Genomic DNA, 24,857 nt, shown 5'->3' with positions numbered 1-24,857 from the left:
CAGATAGCGATATCGACTGCCGACGGGGCCGGAGGAGTAGAAGTCGTAGACGAACAGGTCGCGATCGACGGGAACCTGATCTCGAGCCGCTCGCCCGACGACCTTCCTGCGTTCCGTCAGGCCATCGTCGAGCAGTTCGCGAAGCTCGGGGCAGGTGCGTCATGACCGTGAACCAGACCTCGGTGTCCCTCGACGATGCGCAGCGGGTCATCGCCGCAGGACAGGCCAAAGCCACCGAGATCGAGTCGCCGTCGAACATTGCGGTGGTCGATGCCGGCGGCAACCTCGTGGCTCACGTGCGAATGGACGGTGCCTGGATCGCCAGCATCGACATCTCGATCAACAAGGCGTTCACCGCGCGGGCATTAGACGTCTCGACCGAGGACCTCGCGGCCAACGCGGGCCCGGGCGAGCAGTTCTACGGGATACACGCCTCCAACGGCGGACACATCATGATCTTCACAGGCGGTGTGCCTCTGCGGCACAACGGCCAGGTCGTGGGCGCTGTCGGCGTCAGCGGCGGCACCGGGGAGCAGGACAAGACCGTCGCCGAGGCGGCCGTGGCGGCGCTGTGAGCTCTGTTTCATCCGCGCGTCAGGTGAATTGACGCCGGCCAAGCCCGCTCGGCGAAACCGAATCCGGCTACCAGCATTTCGACGCTCACGACGACGGTTGGACCAAAGTCGTACTGCATCCCTGAGGCGGCTCCGAGCCGAGACGAACACAACCACGGCCAGACCTGGCACACCTGCGCCACCACGGGGGCGAGAGCAAACCGACCCCTCGATCGAAATCCTGCCAAAGGATGTAGCACAGGAATAGACGAGAACCACGTAAGTCCCGTAGTGACGGTGGCCGAAACATGTTGAATTGCAATAGCTCCCGCCTGAGCGGTCTGTTGACCAGCCACAGAACGGGACGTTGAACCGTGCAGCACGCGGGTGTTCGCCACCTACTCGCAACCAATTGGAACCGGCCAGTAGTGGCTCATTACCTTTCTGTCACAAGGCGATTCGATAGAACTACAATGAATCTCGTCCGGGTTCAACGGAGCTGCTGTTCACTGACTGTGACGATCTTTCGCAAAGGGAGTTCTCCTTTTGCATGCGCCGCGGTAGTGTGGACGTACCGCAGTAGCGGCCGACACTCGAGTTTTCGTGTCGAAGCCGATACTCGGAGTTTCATGCGATGGCCGCTTCGATCGGGTTCCGGCGGGCATCTTCGATCAAGGGCAGGTGTGGTCGCCACTGCCCCGTTGCGCCCCGCCCATCAGGCGAATGTTGTTGACGCCCTTTAGGTGGACGAAAAGACTCATCATGGCTGGGTGGTTCGTGAGCTCAACCGGTTGACCGGCGGTCGGGCCCTGTCAGTACACACAGGCCCGGCGAACCCCACAACATCAACGCTGAGGGGCGTGATGTCAAAGCACAGTGGCGGAAACCCTTACCCTCGGCCGCTCTCGAGCCTCACGCCCGCCATCCACGGATTGGTGTCGGGCGCCGTTATCGGCGCCCTGCTCGGTCTCCGTGACTTCACCCAATCCACTCGCCAAAACCAGGGAACTACGAAGTCCTTGCCGACATCGAGCGAAGTTGCGGGCGGAATCGCACTTGCTCAACGGCCGGGCCGATCGAAAGGAATTGAGTCATGACAACTGCTGTAGGCATCGACTTGGGCACAACCAACTCGGTCATCGCAAGCTGGCAAGGCGGCGAGCCGGTGGTGATCTCCAATGTGGAGGGAGCACGGACGACGCCTTCGGTGGTGGCGTTCACCGAGAACGGTGAGCGTCTGGTGGGCCAGCTTGCCCGACGGCAGGCGATCTTGAATCCGAAGGGCACGATCTACTCGGCGAAACGCTTCATCGGACGTCACTACGACGAGATCTCCGAGGAAGCCAAAGCGGTCAGCTTCGACGTCGTAGCGGGTGACAACGGTGAGGCCCGCTTCGACGTGCGCGGCAAGAAATACGCACCAGAGGAGATCAGCGCTCTCGTGCTGCGCAAGCTCGTCGACGACGCGAGCAAGTTCCTCGGTGAGAAGGTCAAGGAAGCGGTCATCACCGTTCCGGCCTACTTCAACGACGCGCAACGAAACGCCACCAAGGACGCGGGCCGTATCGCAGGCCTCGAGGTTTTGCGGATTATCAACGAACCGACCGCTGCGGCACTCGCGTACGGCATGGACAAACAGACCCACGAAACCGTACTGGTCTTCGACCTCGGCGGCGGAACCTTCGATGTGAGCCTGCTGGACGTCGGAGAGGGGGTAGTCGAGGTTCGTTCCACGGCCGGCGACTCCCACTTGGGCGGCGACGACTTCGATCGACGCGTGGTGGACTACCTCGCCGACGAATTCCAGCGCGCGGAGAACATCGATCTGCGTAAGGATGCGCAGGCGTTGCAACGACTGTTCGAAGCCGCGGAGAAGGCAAAGGTTGAGCTGTCCTCGGTGACCCAGGCCCAGGTAAACCTGCCTTTCGTTACCGCTGACGCGAATGGTCCCAAACATCTCACCACTACGATCATGCGATCGAAGTTCGATGATTTGACTGCCGATCTGGTGGAACGGTGCCTCGGCCCGGTGAAGCAGGCCATGAGTGACGCCAAGGTCGCCGCCAACGACATCGACGAAGTGATACTGGTCGGCGGTTCGACACGTATCCCGGCTGTACAGGCGCTGGTTCGCCGGCTCACCGGCGGCAAGGACCCCCACATGGGCGTCAACCCGGACGAGGTCGTTGCCCTCGGAGCCGCAGTCCAGGCAGGCGTGCTCAAAGGCGAGGTCTCCGATGTGTTGTTACTCGATGTCACCCCACTGTCCCTCGGCGTCGAGACGCAGGGCGGGGTGATGACCAAGATCATCGAGCGCAACACGACGATCCCGGCACGGCGCAGCGAAGTGTTCTCCACGGCGGAAGACAATCAGTCCGCCGTGGACGTCGTGGTGTTGCAGGGCGAACGCGAACGTGCGGCCGACAACCGGGTGCTGGGCCGGTTCCGGCTGGAAGACATCCGCCCCGCGCCACGTGGCGAGGCCCAAGTCGAAGTCACTTTCGATATCGACGCCAACGGCATCCTGAACGTCACCGCTCGCGACAAGGATACCGGCAAGGAACAGAGCATCACGATCAGTGAACAGGGCAACCTTGATCAGGGTGAGGTCGAGCGCATGTTGGCGGAGGCCGAACGGAACCGGGGTGAGGACGAGGCGCTGCGCAAGGCGGTCGACGCGCGCAACGGGCTCGATTCGGTTGCGTATCAAGTGGAGCGGCGACTCGCCGAACTCGGTGACAGTGCCCCGCCGCATGAGAAGGCGCGGGCCGAGATGCTGGTTGCCGACGCCCGAAAGGCCGTGCAGGACGGCGCTTCACCCGCGGAGGTTCAGCCACTCACCTCGGAGCTGCAACAGCTGCTCTACGGACTTGTGCCGGACCAGTCGGACGACGGGCAAGCAGGCGGCGCTGATGCTGCGTCGTCGGATGACGGCGACGTGATCGACGCCGAATTCGATCGAAGCTGAGGCGCACGATGGAAATGTCTGCAGATCATTCGACGACTGAGCCGACTACCAACAGCGCCGACACGGATCAAAGCAAGACCGAGTCCGATCGCGCCGGGACGGCAGACGAGCTGTCTCAACTCGAGGACCGTTGGCGCAGGGCCGTCGCAGATCTGGACAACCTGCGCAAGCGATACGCCAAAGATCTGGACCGTGAACGCGCCGCGGAAGTAGCGAAGGTTTCGGCGGCGTGGCTGCCGATACTGGACAACTTGGAGCTTGCGCTTGCACACGCAGGCAGCGATCCGCAGGCCGTCGTCGAAGGTGTGAAGGCGATCCGGGACCAGGCGGTACAGGTGCTCTCACGACTCGGCTTCGAGCGCCACGACGAGGCCGGTGTGCCGTTCTCCCCGGAACTCCACGAGGTGGTCAGTGTGGTAACCCGACCCGACCTTCCGTCCGGGACCGTGGTCGAGGTCTTGCGCCCGGGCTATGGAGAGGACGGGCGGCAGCTGCGTCCCGCCGCGGTGGTCGTCAGCCGCCCCGAGGGGTGAGCACCGATGGCCCGTGACTACTACGAAGTGCTCGGGGTCCCGAAGGGCGCCGGCACCGACGAAATCCAGCAGGCCTACCGCAAGCTGGCCCGCAAGTACCACCCCGACGTGAACAAGGACCCCACTGCGGAGGACAAGTTCAAGGAGGCCAACGAGGCCTACCAGGTGTTGTCCGACCCGGACACCCGGAAACGCTACGACCGATTCGGTGACGACTTCCGGCGTGTGCCCGAGGACTACGACGAACGGGTCCGGGCAAGCGCCGGTGGGTACGGCGGCGGGTTCGGCGGCGGCGGGTACGGCGGTGGGGGCGGGGGCAGAAGGGTGCACTTCGGTCACGGTGTCGGTGGCGAGGGCGGCGTCGACTTCGAAGACCTCTTCGGGCAGATGTTCGGCGGAGGAGGTGGCGGGTACGGGCCGATTCCCGGCGCCGATCAGGAAGCGGAACTGGAACTGCCCCTGGAAGAGGCCTATCAGGGCGGAAAACGCACTCTCAGACTGGACGGCCGGCAGTACGACGTCGACATTCCAGCCGGCGTCCTGGACGGCCAGCGAATCCGGCTGGCCGGGCAAGGCGGCCGAGGCAACGGTGACGCGCCGCCCGGGGATCTGTACCTCGTGGTGCGGATCAAACCGCATCCCCGGTTCCGCGTCCAGGGCCGGGACATCTACGTCGACCTGCCCGTATCGCCATGGGAGGCGGTCCTCGGGTCGACCGTCGTCGTTCCCACACCGGGTGGCGAGGCGAAAGTCAAAGTGGTGCCGGGCTCGTCGACGGGACGGAAGCTTCGCCTGCGCGGAGAAGGAATGCCCAATCCGCGGGGCGCCAACGGCAACCTCTACGCCGAAATCAAGGTGATGGTGCCGCCGAAACCGACAGCACGCGAACGCGAGCTGTTCGAGCAGTTGGCCACCGAATCGAACTTCGATCCGAGGAAAGACACATGAGCACCCCGACCCCGGTCACTCAGTACGTATTGGTTCGCCGTGCCGGTTTGTCGCCAGATGCCTTCGCCGAACGTACCGGGCTGCACCCCGACCTGGCACGAAAGCTTGTGGCTCTCGGACTGCTCGACGCCCACCGCTACGCCGGCGGAGAGATGTCTTTCGAACCATCCGAAGTGACCCACGCCGCCCGCATCCAACGGCTGCGGACCGGCCTGGGCCTGAACTACTCGGCAATCGGGCTCGTGCTCGATCTGCTGGATCGAATCGAGAAACTCGAAGCAGCTTCCCGCAGAAGGAGGACACCCCCATGGACACCGGCAGCCTGACTGAAAAGTCACGAGAAGCCCTGCAGGAAGCCCAGAACGTCGCGACCAGAATGGGTCACACCGAGGTCGACGGAGAGCACCTGCTGCTCGCATTGGTCGATCAGCAGGAAGGGTTGGTACCCCGACTGCTCGAACAGGCCGGCGCGAACGTCGATGCCCTGCGATCCGATCTGGAACGTGAACTGTCGCGTAGGCCGAAGGTCAGCGGCCCCGGCGCGACCCCCGGTCAGGTGACGATCACCCAGCGCCTGGCCAAGCTGCTCGATGCCGCGGAACGGGAGGCGAAGCGACTCAAGGATTCCTACGTGTCGGTGGAGCATCTCGTGATGGCCCTCTCCGAGGAGGGGTCGGCCAGCGCGGCCGGGCGGGTCCTCGCCAGTCACGGGGTCACACGAGACGCCTTCCTCACAGCGCTGACGAAAGTGCGCGGCAATCAGCGCGTCACCTCGGCCACCCCGGAGGGGGCGTACGAGGCGCTGGAGAAGTACGGACGCGACCTCGTCTCCGAGGGACGGGCAGGCAAACTCGATCCGGTCATCGGCCGAGATGCCGAGATACGCAGGGTAACTCAGATCCTGAGCCGGAAAACGAAGAACAACCCGGTGCTGATCGGCGACCCCGGCGTCGGTAAGACCGCGATCGTCGAGGGCCTCGCCCAGCGGATCGTCCGCGGCGACGTGCCCGAGGGCCTACGCGACAAGACGATCTTCTCGCTCGACATGGGTTCCCTGGTGGCCGGTGCGAAGTACCGCGGCGAGTTCGAGGAGCGACTGCAGGCCGTGCTGTCCGAGGTGAAGGCTGCCGAGGGGCGCATCCTGTTGTTCGTCGACGAGTTGCATACCGTGGTCGGAGCGGGATCAGTCGGCGGCGAGGGGTCTCTCGACGCCGGCAACATGCTCAAACCGATGCTCGCACGCGGCGAACTGCACATGATCGGTGCCACCACTCTCGACGAGTATCGCAAGCACATCGAATCCGATGCGGCACTGGAGCGTCGATTCCAGACCGTTCTCGTCGACGAGCCCAGTGCCGAGGATGCGATCTCGATTCTGCGCGGACTTCGAGAACGCCTCGAGGTGTTTCACGGCGTGAAAATTCAAGACGGTGCATTGGTGGCCGCCGTGACCCTCTCGCACCGGTACATCACCGACCGCTTCCTTCCGGACAAGGCGATCGATCTCGTAGACGAGGCATGCGCTCGGCTCCGCACCGAAATCGATTCGATGCCTGCCGAACTCGACGAGCTCACCCGGAAGGTGACCCGTCTGGAGATCGAAGAGGCCGCACTGTCCAAGGAAACGGACGCGGCCAGCAAGACGCGCCTCGAAGAGCTACGTAAGGAGCTGGCCGATCTACGGGCCGAGGCAGACGCCCGGCACGCTCAATGGGAGGCGGAGCGGCAGGCGATCCGGCGGGTGCAGGAGCTGCGGGGAGAGCTGGAACGATTGCGCCACGAGGCCGAGGAGGCGGAACGCAACTACGACCTCAATCGGGCCGCCGAGTTGCGATACGGCGAGATCACCGAGCTCGAACGCCGGCTCGAGGCGGCGGAGGAGCAACTGGCCACCAGACAAGGCCGAAATCCGTTGCTGCGTGAAGTGGTCACCGAAGACGAGATCGCAGAGATCGTGGCCGCATGGACGGGTATCCCGGTCGCCCGGCTGCAAGAAGGTGAGCGGGAGAAGTTGTTGAAGCTCGACGAGATCCTGCACGAGCGGGTCGTCGGTCAGGACGAGGCGGTGCAACTGGTCGCGGACGCTGTGATCCGGGCGAGGTCCGGTATCCGTGATCCTCGTCGACCGATCGGTTCGTTCATTTTCCTGGGCCCGACGGGCGTCGGAAAGACCGAGCTTGCAAAGACATTGGCCAGCGCCCTATTCGACAGTGAAGACAACATGGTGCGCCTCGATATGAGCGAGTACCAGGAACGGCACACGGTGAGTCGGCTCATCGGTGCACCTCCCGGATACGTCGGGTACGACGAAGGTGGCCAGCTCACCGAGGCGGTGCGGCGTAAGCCGTACTCCGTGGTGCTCTTCGACGAGATCGAGAAGGCCCACGCCGACGTCTTCAATACCCTGCTGCAGGTGCTCGACGACGGCCGGATCACCGATTCTCAAGGGAGGCAAGTCGATTTCCGGAACACGGTGATCATCATGACCTCCAACATCGGATCCCAGCATCTCCTCGACGGGGTCACAGCCGACGGCGAAATCAAGCCGGACGCCAGGGAACGGGTGATGGCAGAACTGCGCGGGCATTTCCGCCCCGAATTCCTCAACCGGGTCGACGACATCGTGCTGTTCTCCCCACTCACCCTGCCCCAGATCGAGTACATAGTGGAACTGCAACTCACCGACCTTCGAAACAGGTTGTCGGAGAGACAGATACACCTGGAAATCACGCCGGAGGCACGCCGACTGATCGCCGAACACGGGTTCGACCCTGTCTACGGTGCGCGGCCGCTGCGCCGATACATCGCACACGAGGTCGAAACCAAGATCGGCCGTGCACTGTTGCGCGGCGAGATCAAACCGGACGGCACCATCAGCGTCACGGTGGACGGCGGCGAGCTTGCCGTCGCGTATGCCGAACCCGCCTTCGCGGCGGCCTGAGAAGAGGTAACTGGTCATGGGATCCGAAAAGGTGAAGTGCCCGAACTGCGGCAAGACCAACAACATCCCGGCAGCAGGGGAAGGAAAACCTCGCTGCGGCAACTGCCACGAGCCGCTGCCCTGGATCGCCGCGGCGGGAGACGGTGACTTCGCGGAGATCGTCGAAAAATCCTCGGTGCCTGTGCTCGTGGATCTGTGGGCGACGTGGTGCGGCCCGTGTCGCATGGTCAGCCCCGCGCTCGAGCAGCTCGCCAGAGAACACGTCGGCCAGATCAAGCTGGTCAAGGTGGACGTCGATGCTGCACCCCGGACGGCTGAACGATTCACCGTCCGCGCCGTGCCGACTCTGCTGGTGATGGACCGGGGTGAGGTTCTCGCTCGCCAGTCGGGCGCAGCTCCGGTCCCCCAGCTGCGCACGTGGCTCGATCAGGCGCTCTCGGAAAATGCCGGCGAGGAGGCGAAGTCATGAGTCCTGTCCATGCGGACCCACATGTAACCGCGATCCGGGCCGTGGTGCCCCGTACCCCGCAGGGCTGCGAGGAATGTCTTCGCCTCGGCACCCCGTGGGTGCATCTGAGGCTGTGCCTGACGTGCGGACACGTCGGTTGCTGCGACTCTTCGCCGGGCAGGCACGCGAGTGCTCACGCTCACGCCATCGGGCATCCGATCGTCCAGTCGATGGAGCCCGGCGAGGATTGGCGGTGGTGTTATGTCGACCAGAACTTCGTCTGAGGGCGCCTCGCCCATCGGGTACAGCCCGCCGGTCGACGACGAGACCCCGGACGAGGAGGGCGCCTTCCCGCGGCTGACGGACGACCAGGTCGCGAAGCTCGAGGTCGGTGGCTCGCGTCGACCGGTTCACGCCGGCGAGGTGCTGATCCGAGAAGGCGCGCCTGACAACGATTTCGTCGTCGTCCTTTCCGGAAAGATCGTAGTCGTCGACGAAGGCGACGCGGACGGCGAGCGCCGGATACTGCGCGTGCACGGTCCTGGGCGTTTCCTGGGCGAGCTCGGACTCCTGGAAGGTCAGGTGGCGTTCTTCACCGCCGAAGCGATCGAGGACGGCGAGATACTCGTCGTCCCGGCCGAGCAGGTACGCGAGCTGATTGCCCACGATCCCGTGCTCAGCGATTTGATCCTGCGCGCCTACCTTGTGCGTCGGCACTTGCTGATCGGGCTCGGCTCCGGATTCCGGATCATCGGCTCCTGCTTCTCCCCGGATACGTTGCGACTTCGTGAGTTCGCGATGCGAAACCGTCTGCCCCACAAGTGGTTCGACTTGGAACAGGACGAACGAGTGGAGCAGCTGCTACGCAGCCTGAACGTCGCACCCGAGGACACACCCGTCGTGATCTGGCACGGCGAGAAGGTGCTGCGCAATCCGACGAATGCGGAACTCGCACGCGTCGTCGGGCTTCCTGTCCCGGCACCCGTCGCGGACGCAGCCAAGGACGTCTACAACCTCGTCGTCGTGGGTGCCGGACCGGCCGGCCTGGCCGCATCGGTGTACGGCGCCTCGGACGGGTTGAACACGGTGACGTTGGAGCGGATCGCTGCGGGCGGCCAAGCCAGTACCTCATCCCGGATCGAGAATTATCTGGGATTCCCCGCCGGGGTCTCCGGCTCCGAATTGGCCGAGCGAGCCGTGCTCCAGGCCGGGAAGTTCGGCGCCCGCATCCTGGTGTCGGCAGAAGTGACCGGTTTGGGATCCGAGGCCGGGAACCATGTGCTCCGACTGGCGGACGGCGGGTCGGTGCACGCCCGGGCCGTTGTGCTCGCCGCCGGGGCGCGGTACCGCAAGTTGGCCGTTCAGGGGATCGAGGCGCTGGAAGGAACAAGCGTGTACTACGCCGCAACGCATCAGGAAGCACGGATATGCGGCACCGACCCGATAGCCATCGTCGGTGGCGGCAACTCCGCCGGCCAGGCCGCCGTCTTCCTCGCCGAGCACGTCTCACAGGTGCACCTGCTCATCCGCGGCGATGACCTCGGGAAGAGCATGTCCCGATACCTGGTCGACCAGATCGAACACCATCCGCGGGTCACCGTGCACCGGCACACCGAGATTCGTGCGGTCCACGGCGAGAAATACCTCGAAGCAATTGCAGTCGAGGACAATCGCACCGGCGACCAGGACACGATTCGGGTGCGCGCCCTGTTCGTCTTCATCGGGGCGGTACCGCACACCGGGTGGCTTGCCGACGCGATCGCACTCGACGACCACGGCTTCGTCCTCACCGGTGTGGACGCGATCCACGCGCGAGCGGACGGCAGCCTGCCAATCAACGGCGGCCTGTCCAGGACGCTCGAAACCAGCCTGCCCGGCCTGTTCGCGGCGGGCGACATCCGCCGCGGTTCGGTGAAACGAGTCGCATCCGCCGTCGGTGAAGGAGCGATGGCCGTACGCCAAATCCATGAATACTTCGAAAGGAGCTGACGACATGCCAGTAATGGGCACCGTGAAATTCCAGCGGTTCTTCAGGGCAGCGGCCGGACTGCAGGTCGACCGGAACGATCTCAAGCGCTATACCGATTTCATCGACGACAAGATCTACGACGTGATCCTGATCGGGAAAGCCTCCGCGAAAGCAAACTTGCGCGACGTGATCGAACCGTGGGACCTGCCGATCACCAAGGGATTACAGGAGAGCATCCACCGGTTCGAAAAACTCGACGAGGAGATCGAACTTCAACCGCTGCTCGATCAGCTCACGGCCCGCCCGCCCTTGGACGTGGCCCTCTCAGAGGAGACAGAGCAACGACTGCCGCTGATCGCAGGAGGGTTGAGCGTAGCGCTGGCGCAAACCTTCGCCACGGTCGAACCGGACCGCAAGAACCCCGGCACAGCCCAATGGACAGTCGCCTTCGACATCTTCCACCTACTTCTGTGATTACCACCCGTCCCGGCTGACAGCGCGTCCGAGTTCGAATATGCTGTCCGGCTGCGAAAATACCGGTGCGATTCAGAACTGCCTGTCAGTTGGCGTCGACGACGGAGGATTTCCGGCGAGAGGTGCGGTTTCCGCGCTCGATTCTCGAGCAGCGAGAACTCCAGTGAGGGACTCGATTACAGCCCTCAGATCTTCTGCCGTGAGCGAGTTCGGCTTACACGCCGAACCTCTGACACCGGTAGTCCGCGTGGCCAGGCGGCGAGCAGAACTTGTCGATCGCCGATCACTCCTTCGGCTCATCTGAGAACCTTTCGTCTTCACTTTCTCGATCCCCGCATCGGGCGGGCCCTGAGCACTTCTGGGCGCGCACAGCTCAAGGCCCGGCAAGGAGACCAGTGAGGGTGATATGGCCTTGCCTTGACGAACACCCGCCCGATTGTTTGCCCCCTCGAACGGAACGGGTGCCCCCGACCCGACGAAGGTTATTGCGCACTGCTTGTAGACGACAGGGTCGAAAGTCCCAGTTCCATTGTGATGAGCAAGCTTTGACGGTAGCCGAAGTGTTCTCCCTTACAGCCGGTTCGGTGTGTGCACGAACACCGACATCGTTCGCAGCGACTCCGACGAACGAGCACCCGCGATGTTCGATGCTCGATCCACCCGCAAACATCGGGAAAAGACCTATTTTGCAAAAGCATTCGGAACAGACGTCTGCAAACCAAATACCAGGCACGGGCCACCTTTCCAGGCACCGCGGCTACTGCGCCGCTAGCGTGACGACCAAGATGTTCACCTTGCCATGCAAACGGCCATGTCACTTCTTGGCATCGAAGGCGACTGAACATGATTTATACCGATCGCACTGTTTATGGTTGAAGATGTGCGGACGACATGAACGTCGACTTCGCACGGATAGTGGGTCATCGGTGTTGTGTGCTCAATGCCGACGTCGGTCATACGCCCCGACTCGCACACGCAGAGTCGGGGCTCCGGCGGATCCGTTGCCGCACCGCCGCTACTGACGAAGTGCCGTACCGCGCCGCCCGCTTCGAATCGAGGCCGAAGGCGGCCACCGCTTTTGTCGGGACCAGGCAAAGCAGCGATCTTCAGGGACCGGAACACTTCCCCAAAGCTTCTGGCACTCTCGGTTGCAGAGTGCTAATTCGTGTGGTTATCATGTTCTCGCACAGTAAGTTCGGTCAACCGCCACAGTGGCGGTGACCTTTCTTTTCACGACATGGGAGGTGTGTTGCTGTGCTTCGTTTCGATCCTTTCACCGACATCGATGCGATCACCAAGTCCGTCCTCGCCGCGGGAACCGGCAACGGACGCAGTCCACGGTTCATGCCGATGGACCTCTACAAGGTCGAGGACCTGTACGTCCTGCACGCCGATCTTCCCGGCGTCGATCCCGGCTCGGTGGACGTTCACATCGACGGCTCGACTCTGACGTTGACCGCGCATCGCACGGCCCTCTCCGAAGAGGGTGTGAGCTGGCTGGCGAGTGAGCGTTTCGCTGGAACATACAAACGGCAGCTGTCCATCAGCGACAACATCGACGCCGAACAGATCGAGGCCTCGTACGACAACGGCGTGTTGACGGTGACGTTGCCGATCGCAGAGAAGGCGAAACCGCGGCGGATCGAGGTCTCCTCCGGACCACCCTCCCGAACCGATAACGCCGGATCGACAACACAGGTGCAGATCGAAGCCTGATCCGCCTGGCCCGAACACCGCTTGATGGTGGGGTGACTCCCGAGGACACGCGATGGGTTCTCGGGCCTCACCCACCATCGTTTCGATCTCCCACTGCACACCCGTGGCGCACACCGGTACATCCACCACACGAAAGAATCAGCGCGAGAACCCTTTAGCTGCCATGACTGCATCCACTATCCCCCCGCACGAGCAATCCGACAACACCGACAACACCGAATCCCGCGCGCACACTCCACCCGATTGGTGGGATCACCACCGTCCGATCACCAGCGATGAATACAGCGACATGGCGTTGATGCTCGGTGCACTCTCGATACTGACGTTCTGGATGTTCGGCCTCGGCATCCTCCTCGGTGCCGCCGCCATCGGAACCGCCCTGGCAGCGCGCCGACCCGACACCCCCGGACGCGATCTGGGCGACAACACCGCCGGCGTGGTCGGGATCCTCACCGGCATTGCCGGAATCGCCTTCGGCGCCGTCTTCCTCACTGCAGCACTACCCCACCTGTAGAAAAACCGAATTTTGCACTAGTGGAATCGAATTGGTGCTTGTAGCAGGATCTCACAAGATCTGAAATCCGTCCCACCTTCAGGCGATGGCGGCAGCCACTATCCCCGCGCCATATCGACGAACTTCGAGAGATGAAGCTGGTGCGCCACAGTGATTGTCGCGGTCGGGCCGTTACGGTGCTTACCCAGAATCAGGTCGGCTTCACCGCCACGGGGATCGTCTCGCTCGGTCGCGTCGGGGCGGTACAGCAGAATCACCATGTCGGCGTCCTGCTCGAGTGAACCGGACTCACGAAGGTCGGCGACCTGGGGACGCTTGTCGGTTCGCTGCTCGGGACCACGGTTGAGCTGACAGATCGCGACAACCGGAACTTCGAGCTCCTTCGCCAAAAGCTTTAGGCTACGGGAGAATTCGGAGACTTCCTGCTGACGGGACTCGACCTTTTTACCCGAGCTCATCAGCTGGAGGTAGTCGATGACGATCAGGCGAATGTCGTGTTTCTGCTTGAGCCGCCGCGCTTTTGCGCGAATTTCCATCATGGTGAGGTTGGGGGAGTCGTCGATGAATAGCGGCGCCTCACTGATCTCACTCATGCGACGCGCGAGCTTGGTCCAGTCGTCGTCGGTCATCTTGCCGGAACGCATGTCACCGAGCTTGATCTTTGCCTCTGCGGACAGCAGACGCATGACGATCTCGGTTTTGCTCATTTCCAACGAGAACATGACGCTGGCCATGCCGTGCGTGATGGAGCAGGAACGCAGAAAATCCATTCCGAGCGTGGAATTGTGCGTCGGGACCATCGAATGACCGGCCAGGTACATGTGGTCGGCGTTGTCGACCTCGACGCAGCGAACCGGAACACTCGCAATTGGTCGAACATCGACAATGTAGCGCGATCCGCTGCGCGCAGTGCTTTTACTCGCTCGACGCTCCTTGTGCAGCATCGCTTTCCGCGTAAGACCGAACACTTCGTCATCAGTCGAGAAGGTCAAGGTGAATGCAGTCGACGAAGCCTCGGTGCGACCGTTGACTCGCTTTGTGCTCATTTGGCAGCGATAGCCAAGACTGACCACTAATTCCTGGGCATCGCGGACGAGGCGCTCGTTGGTTACCGAAAACTGAACGGAGCCACCGGCAGTCACAGTTCCATCAGTGTCGAGAAGCCCCGCAAGAACCGCACGACGCTGCGCCTCAGACCCACGGAGATACTGGACAGGGATGTGCTTGTTGCCCAGAACACCGACCGTACGTAGGCGTCCTTGTACCGTGCCGTACTCGTTGCGGCACTTCTGGCAAAGTCGCAGCCCGATAGAAGGCCCGCCACAGTGTGAACAGGTCGGCGCGGGAACGGGATCCGACAAGAAGCGGGCTTTGCCGCCACATGATTGGCCGCACGTGCGCACCTGACTGGTGAACGGCACGAAACTCTTGCCGCACACAACGCAATCGCGCGGAGCGACGGGATCTTCCGGAGCTAGTTTAAGGCTGTAGCGCAAATGCGCCGACTTGGACGGAACTGCAACCAGGCCTTCGGCCTCGATCAACATGATGATCTCAGGATCAGCAGTGGTGAATTGTGCGCAAGCGGTAGAACCGTCACCCAGCCAAGCGCCGAGTGTGTACGGCGGGACAAGGAGATCCTGCGTCGGAAGGTCGAGCGGCTTGGCATTCACGACCGAATGATTAACGCGACCATCCGCCGTTGCGCATCGCACCGTCGATGCGATCTCCGCTGTGGTTCGAACCTCGGCAAACGTCTTTTGATTCTTGTAGCGGTTGTAACCCGTCGCCGCCTGCTGCGCCGAACGGCGCGAAGCGCGCGTCTCCGTCAACCACTGATGCTGCTCGTCGGCAACCAACACAGTTCCGTCGGAGAACTCGACCTCGTAGCAAGGGCGGTCGACCATCACATCGGTAGCGGCAACAACCCGCGTCGGCTTGCCGTGGTTGTCGATCAACAGATCGCCGACAGCAACGTCACCCATCGTGGTCCAGCCACTGGGGGTCGCGAGGGGAGTGTCGAGGGCAAGAGCCTTGCCCACACCAGGTCTAGCCGCGACGATAATCATCTGACCAGCGTGAAGGCCGTTGGTGATCTCGTCGAGATCCTTGAATCCGGTGGGCACACCGAGGGAAATTCCGCCGCGGCTGGCGATGGAGTCGATCTCGTCCATCGTGGGCTGGAGGAGCTCGGTGAGGGGTACGAAGTCCTCGGTGGTTCGACGCTCGGTGACCTCGAAGATCTCGGCCTGCGCGCGGTCGACAACCTCGGCCACGTCCTGGCCCTCGGTGCCGGCGTAGCCGTACTGGACGATGCGCGTACCGGCGTCGACCAGACGACGCAGCACGGACTTCTCGGCCACGATCTCGGCATAGAAGGCGGCGTTGGCGGCTGTGGGCACTGTCTGGGTCAGCGTCACCAGGTAGGCAGCACCACCGATACGGCGGAGCTCACCTCGACGGTCGAGCTCGGCGGAGACCGTCACCGGGTCGGCGGGCTCGCCACGGCTGTAGAGGTCCAGGATCACGTCGTAGACGGACTGGTGAGCGGGCCGGTAGAAGTCACCCGGGCGCAGTACCTCGAGGACGTCAGCGATGGCGTCCTTGCTCAGCAGCATGCCGCCGAGCACCGACTGCTCGGCAGTCATGTCCTGAGGTGGCTGGCGTCCGAACTCCTGGTCGGGCTCGGCCTCGGGAGGGCCCGGGTAGTCCGGCCCCGAGAAGTCGGAAGGTCCTCGATCATCTACAACAGCCACAAGCGAGACCTTCCCGTAAAACACTCGACGACACTGCCAGAAACCGCAGCGCCCTCATCATTTGTACCTGCCCCCACCGACATCCCCTAGCCGCATTCGGCCGGGCTGTAGATAGACGCCGAGATGACGTTAGGGACTAGTAGGTCCGCATACAAACCGGACTGTGGATAAAGCTGTGGATGCTTTGTGGAAACTCCCGCCCCACGGTGTGCACCGCCTGTGGAGCATTTGGGGACTACTTTGCATAGTAACTACATAAGACCAGGTAGATGGCTATCCACAATTTCACAGGCCTGTTGATGAAAATAGTTTTTCCACAGTCGGCGCGTCGGCGTGTCGGGCGTGTTGCCTCGCCCGATTCGTCACTGATCACCAAGTCGAACATCACAGTGTGAGAGTTATCCCCAGGTCCGATTCGGGACGCTGCCAGGCGGCACACCGCACCCCGAAACAAAACGTCGGGCCCCACACACCGAAGTGTGCGGGGCCCGACGAGACGAACAGTCGACTATGCGCCGACGACGTTCAGGTTGAACTTGGCAACCACATCGGGGTGCAGGTTCACGACCACGGCGTGCTTGCCCGTGTTCTTGATGTGAGCCTTCGGCAACACGATGGAGCGCTTGTCGACAACCGGTCCACCGGCAGCCTTGATCGCAGCAGCGACGTCAGCGACGGTAACCGAACCGAAGAGCTTGCCCGAGCCACCGGCGGTCTTGACCGTCAGCGTTACGGACTCGAGGCCCTCGATAGCTGCCTTGAGCTCCTTGGCGTGATCCAGGCCGCGCACAGCGCGCGCTTCCTGTGCACGACGGATGCCCTCGACCTGCTTCTCGGCGCCACGGGTGGCGACGATTGCCAGTCCGCGGGGGAGCAGGTAGTTACGGCCGTAGCCGTCCTTGACCTCCACGGTGTCGCCAGGCGCACCGAGGTTGTCCACGTCAGCGGTGAGGATGAGCTTCATGTTCTTTCCTCCCTTTCCTTAGCGAGCCACGGTGGCGTAAGGCAGCAGTGCTACCTCACGTGAGTTCTTGACGGCAATGGCAACGTCGCGCTGGTGCTGGACGCAATTGCCGGTGACACGGCGAGCACGGATCTTTCCGCGATCGCTGACGTACTTACGAAGCAACGTCGTGTCCTTGTAGTTGATCTGCGTGTTCTTCTCTTTGCAGAAGGTGCAGACCTTCTTCTTCATAACCTTGTCGCGCAAGGGCGGCTTCGGCATGTCTTTGCTCTTTTCTGGATGTTCCTGATCAGGTACGGATCAGAAGGGCGGTTCGTCGCTGCCCGCACCACCGAAGGAGCCCGAAGCCTGAGGCGCACTGCCCCAAGGATCGTCTCCACCCGAAGGTGCAGCGCTCGGACGTCCGCCACCCGATCCGCCGGAGGAACCGCCGAAGTTGCCGCCTCCACCGCCGCCACCACGGTTGGCCTTGTTGACCTTTGCCGTGGCGTACTTCAGTGAAGGACCGATTTCATCGACTTCGAGCTCGACGACAGTTCGCTTTTCGCCCTCGCGAGTTTCGTACGAACGCTGCTTGAGCCGGCCGCTCACGATTACTCGTGAACCACGGGTCAAGCTCTCCGCGACGTTCTCGGCTGCTTCGCGCCAGATGTTGCAACGCATGAACAGCGCATCGCCGTCTTTCCATTCATTGGAATTACGGTCGAAGGTGCGGGGCGTGGAAGCAACCGTGAAGTTTGCAACCGCGGCACCCGCCGGGGTGAAACGAAGTTCAGGATCAGCCGTCAGGTTTCCGATGACGGTGATGATGGTGTCGCCAGCCATGTGGTTCCTCCTGCATTGATGTAAGACCGTTGGGCGCGAGAGTAGAGCTCGCTACCGACAGTAATTACTTGTTGTGGCGCAGAACCTTCGTGCGCAGAACCGACTCGTTCAGACCGAGCTGACGATCGAGCTCAGCGACGGTGGCGGGAGTGGCGTTGATGTCGATCACCGCGTAGATACCTTCAGCATGCTTCAGGATCTCGTAGGCGAGACGACGCTTACCCCAGACATCGACCTTGTCGATCGTGCCGCCGTGCTGGCGCACAACATTGAGGAACGTATCCAGTGAAGGAGCGACAGTGCGCTCGTCCAGGCTGGGGTCAAGGATGACCATCAATTCGTAATGACGCATAAGACCTCATCACCTCCTGTGGACTAAGTGAAAACGGCCACGGACTATCCGTGGCAGGAGGGTCGTTGCGTCAGCAACCCTCGTAGGTTACACGAGGGGCCTTGACCAGGGAAATCGTCCCGGCCCTCCGGGAAGACCGCCAGGTCGATGCGCGACGCGTGGCGCAGACGCATCACCCCGCGAGCCACTGCGCCCCCTTAGGGTGAGAATCATGCGAACAGACCGCAAGACCCCGGCGTCGATCCTGGCGTTGGTCGTCGGATTGTGCGGGCTGACGATGGCGCTGGGCTATTTCAACAAGGCCAGATGCGGCGGTGCACCGTTCGCGCCCGACGGACGAAGCCTGAACTTCGACGTCAACAAGAACATCGACGTCTGCTACTCCGACATTCAGTTGCTCTGGCTCGGACGAGGTATCGATCAGCATCTGTTCCCCTTCGTCACCGGAGGGATAACGCCCGAAGGATTCCTGACCGGCGGAACCGTCGAATACCCGGTGCTCAGCGGAATTCTGATGTGGCTGGGCGGTATCGGCTCACACACCGACACCGATTTCCTTCTGCACTCGGCCCTGATCCTGGCTCCTTTCGGACTGCTCACGGCGTGGATGCTCGGCAAGATGAGCGGCGCGTACGCGCTCGTGTGGTCGGCGACTCCGCCCCTGGTTCTGTACGCATTCCACAACTGGGAGCTCCCGGTGGTGGCCACCAGCGTCGGCGCGATCTTCCTGATGACGTTCGAGCGGATCCCGCTGCGAACTCGCGCGGTTCTGGCGGCCGTCATCCTGGCGATCGGTTTCTGTTTGAAGCTGTACCCGGGAATGTTCGTGCTGCCGCTCATGGCCTACGTGCTTCTACGCGGCACCGAAGGCAAGCGCTACGACGTTCGTGGAGCGCTGATGACGGCGGGCGCGGCGATCGTCACCGTCGTCCTCGTCAACCTGCCGTTCGCCCTCATTTCCTACGAAGGCTGGCGCGCGTCGTTCAGCTTCCAGGAGAAGCGAAGCGCGGACATCACCACCAACTCGGTGTGGTTCTGGGGTTTGCGCCCCTTCTACGGTTTCGGAGTTCGCGAACTCAACGCCGACTACGACGCACTGGTGAGCATCCTGTCTCCGGTGATGATCCTGTTGTCGTTCGCGCTCGCGATGTATCTGGGTTGGCGCCGCTACGTCCGCGACGGCTACTTTCCGTGGATTGCAGTCAGTGCCGCGATGCTGTGCGGATTCGTGTTGCTGCACAAGGTCAATTCACCGCAGTACACACTGTGGATCCTGCCTTTCCTCGTACTGTTCAAGATCCGGTGGTTCTGGATCGTCGCCTATCTGATCGCCGACGCAGCGTTGGGTATCGGCATCTTCCGGTACTTCTACCAACTGGACATGAATCTCGATCCGAGCAAGTACGAGGCCGTCGTCCAGGCGAGCGTGTGGGGCCACGTCATCCTGCTCGCCGTGTTCTTCTTCTTGTTCCTGCGAGTCCCGTTGCGGTATCCGATTGCCGGTGGGACCGATCAGATTGCCAACTCCGACAACAACCTTCCGACTCACTCACGGGAGCACGCCTGATGACTGCATCATGGTTCGAATCACCGACGCTGACCGGTGATCGTGTCCGACTCGAACCCCTGGGCGTCGCGCACACCGACGCTCTGCTCGCTGCTGCCGACGACCCGGCGATCTTTCGTTGGACCGCATCGCCCATCACCGATCGGGAACAGGCACAGAAGTACATCGCTGCAGCAACCGACGACCCTAATCGGATCGCCTTTGCGCAGGTGAACATCGTGACGAACGCCGTGGTCGGCACCACGTCCATGTACCAGATCGACCCGGTAAACCGCAGTCTTGCAATCGGATACACGTGGTTGTCGCGATCGGTTCAGGGAACCGGGATCAATCCCGAATCGAAGCTGCTCCTGCTTCGTCACGCCTTCGACCAGCTCGAAGCCGTACGCGTCGAGTGGCACACGGACGAGTTCAACGATCAATCCAGGGCCGCGATCGCAAAGCTCGGCGCTCAGTTCGAGGGCCTGCTGCGCAAGCACCGACGCCGTGTCGACGGCAGTTGGCGTACAACAGCGCTGTTCGCGATGACCGACGACGATTGGCCGACCATCGCACCTCAGCTCGAGACACGTACCCGAAACTAGCCATCACCTGCACTCTTCGACGAAGTCCATGCCAAGATTCACCTCATGAGCGATCAGGGTGGGTACGGGTACCAGGGCAATCAGAATTGGCAACCGGCTCCGTACGGGCAGCCCGATCCGTACGGCAGGCGGCCGACGAACACACTCGCGGTACTCGCCCTCGTCTTCGCGTTCCTCATCGCGCCGTTGGGGATCGTCTTCGGGCACATCGCTCGCGGCCAGATCAAACGGACCGGCGAAGAAGGCGACGGACTCGCCCTTGCCGGACTGATCATCGGCTACATCTTCACCGCACTCGGCATCCTGGCCGTGATCGTGTGGATCGCGTTCTTCGGGCTGCTCGCCGCCGCTTTCGGCAACGCCGCCAATGAAGCGAGTTCGCGGAGTCTCACCTATACGACGCCGTACTCGTACTCCACGACCACGACTCGGGCGCCGAGTGCACCCACCACAGCGCCGAAAACGACGACGCCCCCACGCGTCACAACCTCGATCGGACCAGCGCCGACCGTCTCGGGCACCAACCGTCAGGGCTTCATCTCCGGCGGCCCCAGTTGCAACTCCACCAATCCCGCCGTCGCCATCGCCGTCACGACCGGATCACGAATCGTCATCTGCGAAACCGGAGTCGGGCGTTACTACTACAAGGGTCAACGGCTGAGCGACGGCGCCACCATCGAACTCGACGATCCGACGCCCACGGGCAACGGATTCACCGTCACCAACAAGGACGTGACGTACAAGCTCACCTCCGCCGGACTGGTGATCACCGGCAGCGGAGGCGAGCTGGGTCGGGAAGCGGCGCTCGAGTTCTGGATGAACTGAAGCGCGTCAGCCGGCACACGGATCCTGGTAGGGAACACCGGGCAGGTACCGCTCCCATTCGGCTTCCGTGATGGGAGATCCTGCGGTGCGGCACAATCGATCAACGACGCCGTCGGGGTCGATTCCCCACAAGCGAACGGTCTTGTCCGACCCGCTACCCGCGATCATGTCACTCTCGCCGGCGAACTGAGCGTCGTTGACGCGACCCGGGTAGGCGGACAGCGTCGCAAATCGTGTTGCCTGCGAGGGAGTCTCGATGTCCCAGAGCCAGACGGTTCCGTCGCCGACACCGGCAGCGAGCCGATCACCGGCGCGGTTGAACGAGATCGAATAGATTGCGCCCTCGGGGCCGACGAGACGAGCGAGTTCCTCGGGTGCCGACGGTGTGCGTACGTCCCACACGGCGACACCGTGATCCGCACTTCCAGCGGCCAACAGCGTTCCGTCGGCGCTGAAAGACACTGCTAATGCGTAGCTTTCGAATCCACCCACCGTCGCCGCCACCCGGGGCGACGCTGCGTTCGACACGTCCCACAGATCCACTTCGTTCTTGGCGTTCGCGATCGCCAAGATGTCGGTACCTGGCTGAAAGGCCATCATCTGCGGGTAGGAGCCGACATCGGTCGACGACAACAGTTTCGGAGCCGACGGGTCGGAAACGTCGACCAACGCAATACTGTTGTCGTCCTGCGAGGACACCGCCAGCAGATCTCCGGCGGGATTGAGCGCGACAACCGCCACGATGCCCTTCACATATACCGCAGGCTCGCCGTAGATACGTGGCGACGCCGGATCACTCAGGTCCCAAAGATATGCACCGCCGCCGCCGGTGCCGCTCACAGCCAGGTTCCCGTCTGCCGACACCGCCGACGCACCGCTGAAAGAGTCGTCCCCTTGCGGTTTCAACTCCGGCATCACCGCGGGGCGATCGAGATCCTCGGTGTTCCACGCCAACATCGCGCCACCCCTGGCACCGACGCCGGCCACCAGACGCGAGCCGTCCGCGGCAAAGGGACTGGTGAAGATCGTGTCCCGAGCTCCCGCCCAGACCGGACCCGGAAGAGCCCACACGCGAGTCACACCGTTGAGTCCCCCGGTGACCAGATTGCGGCCGTCATCGCTGTAGTCGACTGTGGTCACCGCCCCACTGTCCGGAAGTGTCTCGATCAATGCCCCGGTTCGGGGGTCCCACACGCGCACGGAGTTGTCGGAACTCCCTGCAGCAAGGCGTGTTCCATCTTTACCGTAGTTGAGTTCGTTGACGTAGCTGGAAAATCCCGTCAGTGCCTGCAGGGGAGTGGGGCGCGCCGGATCGCTCATGTCCCACCGAACCACCTCCCTGCCAGTGGTTCCCGCCGCGAGCTCACGTCCGTCCGGGCTGAAGGCAACGCCGAGGTAGTGGACGGTGGTGCCGTTGGGCTCGGTCGCGAAGATCGGCGCCGATTCCTCACCCCACTTCGCGACGTCCCACACGCGCAGAGTCGCTTGACGCCCGCCCGCCACGAGGAAACGTCCGTCGGGGCTGAACGTCGCGGTGACAATGCCGTCAGCTGGATGCGGAAGAGCAGGCAAAGCAACGGCATTCGTGGAGGTGTCGATGTTCCATCGCAGGACGTCGGGCGTCGAGGTACCGGCGACCAGCTTGGTTCCGTCTGGGCTGAACTCCATGTCCTGCACTACGCGTTCACCGTCGACGGGAAGTGTTCCACGGACCGGATTCTTCGGGTCCGACACATCCCAGAGTGCAGCGCCGCCGGCACCACCGGTCGCAAGGAGCCGTCCGTCCGGGCTGTAGGCGACGGCAAAGAGGGCCGTGCCCTCCGAGACTCCGAGGAACTCCGCCTGCGGAACGGCTGAGGCAACACCGTCCACCATCGGATAAAGCCTGACCTTCCCGTCCGAACCACCCACCGCCACAACAGTTCCAGCTGGGTTGATCCGGGCCTTCATCGCGCCGGGCGGTCCGATGATGCGAGTAGCCGAATGAACGCCCGACGCATCCAGCAATGCCGAGCGGGCTTCGGTCGTTTCGTTGACCGCAAATGCCGCCAGAGCAAGCTGCGACGCCAGCGACGGATCCCGCTCACGCATCCTGATCGACTCGGTGGCCACCTGACGCGACATCGCCTCGTCGCGCGCAGTATCTGCTTGGACACGTTGACGATTGGCGCCGATACCGGCGACGGTGGCAACCACCGCCAACACCAGAGCGATCACCGACGCGGCTGCCAGCGCAGTCACGAGCCGTCGTAGCACGCGTGTACGTCGGCGATCGGCAAATTCCTGCTGATCACGATGCTCGATACTCGCGGCGAGGTACTCCCGCTCGGTGGCGTTGAGGTCGGCGGCGCGGGTCCGACTCGGTTCCAGTGGGAGACCGAGTTCACCCGAGTTCAGCCATTCTTCCGTCAGGTGAAGACGTGCGGGTCCGAGCAGCGCGCCGGGGTCGCGTCCACTGTCTTCCCACACCTGCGCCGCGTACGTGAACCGGCGATGAACCGCCAGGCCGGCGCGGTCCGAGTCGATCCAATCGCGAAGCCGACTCCACGCTGACAGTAAGACCTCGTGCGAAACCTCGACGGTCTCCTCGTCGACGGTGAGAAGGCGGCGTAAGGCGAACCGGTCGATGACGGTATTCACGTCGTCGACGTCGTCACCGAGGAAAAGTTCGGTGCGCGGTGCCCGCCGACGCGTCTGCGTCACTTCGTCGACGTTGACCAATCGCAGGAAGATCCTGCGCGCCAACTGCTGCTGCCTCTCTGTGAGCTCGCCGTACACTTCCTCCGCGCTTTGCTGGACAGCTCCGGCGATCCCGTCGGTGGCGTAGTAATCCGAGACGGTCAGAGTTTTACGCGTCGACCGTTGCCAGGTCCCCAACAGTGCGTGTGACAGCAAGGGCAAAGCTCCGGGGTCGCTCGCCGTGCGCGAGCCGCGTGGTGTCAGCTCGGAGACCAGAACCTGAACCAATTCGCTCTGCACGGTCATCCCGGCCTTGACCGCCGGCTCGACGATCACCTCGCGCAATTGTTCGTCGGTCAGCGGCCCGACCACCATCGGCGAATCGTCGAGCAGCGGCACCAAAAGTGGTTCCTCCGCCGCGAGCCCGTAGAAGTCGGCGCGCATTCCGATGATTGCGATCGTGTTCTCACCGAGTTCCGCGAGGGTCCGCAGTATTTCCTCGCGCCGATCACCGTCGCACTGCGTCCACAGTTCCTCGAACTGGTCGAGGATCAAGACGGTTGGTTCGTCGGAGATCGACGACGGAATTCCTCCCGTACCCGGCTGCAGGGTTTCCACCCGCCAACCGTCGAACCGTGGATCGTCCCCGGCGATCTTGGGGGCGAGCCCGGCCCGCAGCAACGACGACTTACCCGATCCGGAGGCACCGATCACCATGAACTGACGGCGACCGACACCTCGTATCGCCGACGCCACCCGCTCAACCAAGTTGGCAGTGAGTTCGTCTCGACCGAAGAACCACTCGGCGTCCTCTTGCCGGAACGACTCGAGACCTCGATACGGAACGGTGGCGTCGCCGCGTCGTCTGGCCGTCAGCTGTCTCACTCGTTGCACCGCACTGATCCAGCGCTGCCGCTCATCCTCGGAATCGACGCCGCAGGCCTCGAGGAGCGCGAAAAACATCGGGGTACTCGCCGGCGTCGGCAGGTGTTGGCCGGCAAACCATCCGCTGACGGTTCCGTGCAAACCACCCGAACGCTCGACGGCTTCGCGGACCGTCAGTCCGGCTGCGTTCCGCAGTGCAGTGAGCGTCTCAGCAAACTGCCCACGCGACTCGATCCGGGCGGGATCGACCTGATTGTGCGTACCGGCTTCCGCCTTCGAGTTCATAGCGACGCACTCTATCGGAGCAGGTAGGGGATTTGTCCGTTGTATGGACTCTGTATCGAGAGAGTTGCAC

Annotated in this window: 21 protein-coding genes and 1 pseudogene; 16 read left to right on the top strand and 6 right to left on the bottom strand. The window is 62.8% G+C overall.

Annotated features, from left to right (window positions below; all coding sequences use genetic code 11):
- Positions 1–33: 33 nt before the first annotated feature.
- The 13 genes and pseudogenes from V3587_RS24195 to V3587_RS24135 all read left to right on the top strand — a co-directional run.
- Positions 34–165, top strand: a pseudogene (locus V3587_RS24195) (DJ-1/PfpI family protein); the annotation flags it as partial.
- Positions 162–575, top strand: coding sequence for a GlcG/HbpS family heme-binding protein (locus V3587_RS24190; RefSeq protein ID WP_007735555.1), 414 nt, complete (start codon positions 162–164; stop codon positions 573–575). The pseudogene V3587_RS24195 and the gene V3587_RS24190, both read left to right, overlap by 4 nt.
- Positions 576–1,647: 1,072 nt before the next feature.
- Positions 1,648–3,522, top strand: a complete 1,875-nt coding sequence (gene dnaK / locus V3587_RS24185; protein ID WP_283377394.1) for a molecular chaperone DnaK — start codon at positions 1,648–1,650, stop codon at positions 3,520–3,522.
- 8 nt (positions 3,523–3,530) lie between these two features.
- On the top strand, positions 3,531–4,055 hold the full coding sequence (locus V3587_RS24180) for a nucleotide exchange factor GrpE (protein ID WP_283377393.1): 525 nt from the start codon (positions 3,531–3,533) through the stop codon (positions 4,053–4,055).
- 6 nt (positions 4,056–4,061) lie between these two features.
- Entirely contained in the window at positions 4,062–5,003 is a 942-nt protein-coding gene (locus tag V3587_RS24175) for a J domain-containing protein (RefSeq protein WP_283377392.1), read from the top strand.
- Complete coding sequence (locus V3587_RS24170) at positions 5,000–5,329, top strand: chaperone modulator CbpM (RefSeq protein WP_283377391.1); 330 nt, start codon at positions 5,000–5,002, stop codon at positions 5,327–5,329. The genes V3587_RS24175 and V3587_RS24170 overlap by 4 nt, the downstream gene beginning before the upstream one ends.
- Positions 5,311–7,944, top strand: coding sequence for an ATP-dependent chaperone ClpB (gene clpB / locus V3587_RS24165; protein ID WP_283377390.1), 2,634 nt, complete (start codon positions 5,311–5,313; stop codon positions 7,942–7,944). The genes V3587_RS24170 and clpB overlap by 19 nt, the downstream gene beginning before the upstream one ends.
- Positions 7,945–7,960: 16 nt before the next feature.
- Entirely contained in the window at positions 7,961–8,413 is a 453-nt protein-coding gene (trxA, locus tag V3587_RS24160) for a thioredoxin (RefSeq protein WP_136471087.1), read from the top strand.
- Positions 8,410–8,676, top strand: a complete 267-nt coding sequence (locus V3587_RS24155; RefSeq protein ID WP_007735548.1) for a UBP-type zinc finger domain-containing protein — start codon at positions 8,410–8,412, stop codon at positions 8,674–8,676. The genes trxA and V3587_RS24155 overlap by 4 nt, the downstream gene beginning before the upstream one ends.
- Positions 8,654–10,381 (top strand): FAD-dependent oxidoreductase, encoded by a 1,728-nt coding sequence (locus tag V3587_RS24150; RefSeq protein WP_007735546.1) that lies wholly within the window; start codon positions 8,654–8,656, stop codon positions 10,379–10,381. Before V3587_RS24155 ends, V3587_RS24150 begins: the two co-directional genes overlap by 23 nt.
- A 13-nt stretch (positions 10,382–10,394) precedes the next feature.
- The gene (locus V3587_RS24145) at positions 10,395–10,835 is read left to right on the top strand and encodes a DUF1931 family protein (protein WP_024487875.1); all 441 of its coding nucleotides are present in this window, start codon (positions 10,395–10,397) and stop codon (positions 10,833–10,835) included.
- A 1,254-nt stretch (positions 10,836–12,089) separates the two neighbouring features.
- Positions 12,090–12,551: an Hsp20/alpha crystallin family protein gene (locus V3587_RS24140; protein ID WP_283377389.1), complete on the top strand. Its 462-nt coding sequence runs from the start codon at positions 12,090–12,092 to the stop codon at positions 12,549–12,551.
- 163 nt (positions 12,552–12,714) lie between these two features.
- Entirely contained in the window at positions 12,715–13,065 is a 351-nt protein-coding gene (locus V3587_RS24135; protein ID WP_039973505.1) for a hypothetical protein, read from the top strand.
- A gap of 98 nt (positions 13,066–13,163) precedes the next feature.
- Here V3587_RS24135 and dnaB read toward each other — a convergent pair whose 3' ends face one another.
- The 5 genes from dnaB to rpsF form a co-directional block, all read right to left on the bottom strand.
- Complete coding sequence (gene dnaB, locus V3587_RS24130) at positions 13,164–15,821, bottom strand: replicative DNA helicase (protein ID WP_283377388.1); 2,658 nt, start codon at positions 15,819–15,821, stop codon at positions 13,164–13,166.
- 508 nt (positions 15,822–16,329) lie between these two features.
- Positions 16,330–16,785, bottom strand: a complete 456-nt coding sequence (rplI, locus tag V3587_RS24125) for a 50S ribosomal protein L9 (RefSeq protein WP_007735531.1) — start codon at positions 16,783–16,785, stop codon at positions 16,330–16,332.
- A gap of 18 nt (positions 16,786–16,803) precedes the next feature.
- A complete protein-coding gene (gene rpsR / locus V3587_RS24120; RefSeq protein ID WP_003941245.1) occupies positions 16,804–17,046 on the bottom strand; it encodes a 30S ribosomal protein S18 in 243 nt (80 codons plus the stop codon).
- A 39-nt stretch (positions 17,047–17,085) separates the two neighbouring features.
- Positions 17,086–17,610: a single-stranded DNA-binding protein gene (locus V3587_RS24115; protein WP_003941248.1), complete on the bottom strand. Its 525-nt coding sequence runs from the start codon at positions 17,608–17,610 to the stop codon at positions 17,086–17,088.
- A gap of 64 nt (positions 17,611–17,674) precedes the next feature.
- Entirely contained in the window at positions 17,675–17,962 is a 288-nt protein-coding gene (rpsF, locus tag V3587_RS24110; protein ID WP_003941237.1) for a 30S ribosomal protein S6, read from the bottom strand.
- Between the two features lie 211 nt (positions 17,963–18,173).
- Between rpsF and V3587_RS24105 the strand changes: the two genes are divergently transcribed.
- From V3587_RS24105 to V3587_RS24095, 3 genes are read left to right on the top strand one after another with little or no spacing between them, the layout of a single operon-like run.
- Positions 18,174–19,529, top strand: coding sequence for a glycosyltransferase family 87 protein (locus V3587_RS24105; protein ID WP_283377387.1), 1,356 nt, complete (start codon positions 18,174–18,176; stop codon positions 19,527–19,529).
- Entirely contained in the window at positions 19,529–20,113 is a 585-nt protein-coding gene (locus V3587_RS24100) for a GNAT family N-acetyltransferase (RefSeq protein ID WP_030537128.1), read from the top strand. Before V3587_RS24105 ends, V3587_RS24100 begins: the two co-directional genes overlap by 1 nt.
- A gap of 45 nt (positions 20,114–20,158) precedes the next feature.
- A complete protein-coding gene (locus tag V3587_RS24095) occupies positions 20,159–20,938 on the top strand; it encodes a DUF4190 domain-containing protein (RefSeq protein WP_064689049.1) in 780 nt (259 codons plus the stop codon).
- Between the two features lie 6 nt (positions 20,939–20,944).
- On the opposite strand, the gene V3587_RS24090 is transcribed toward V3587_RS24095, so the two are convergent.
- Positions 20,945–24,787 (bottom strand): nSTAND1 domain-containing NTPase, encoded by a 3,843-nt coding sequence (locus tag V3587_RS24090; protein ID WP_283377386.1) that lies wholly within the window; start codon positions 24,785–24,787, stop codon positions 20,945–20,947.
- Positions 24,788–24,857: the final 70 nt, after the last annotated feature.

It is taken from the genome of Rhodococcus sp. IEGM 1306, from assembly GCF_036541985.1.
GTDB classification, from domain to species: Bacteria; Actinomycetota; Actinomycetes; order Mycobacteriales; family Mycobacteriaceae; genus Rhodococcus_F; species Rhodococcus_F qingshengii.
Note: the sequence above shows the minus strand (reverse complement) of the source record. Positions and strands in the feature narration are given on the sequence as shown.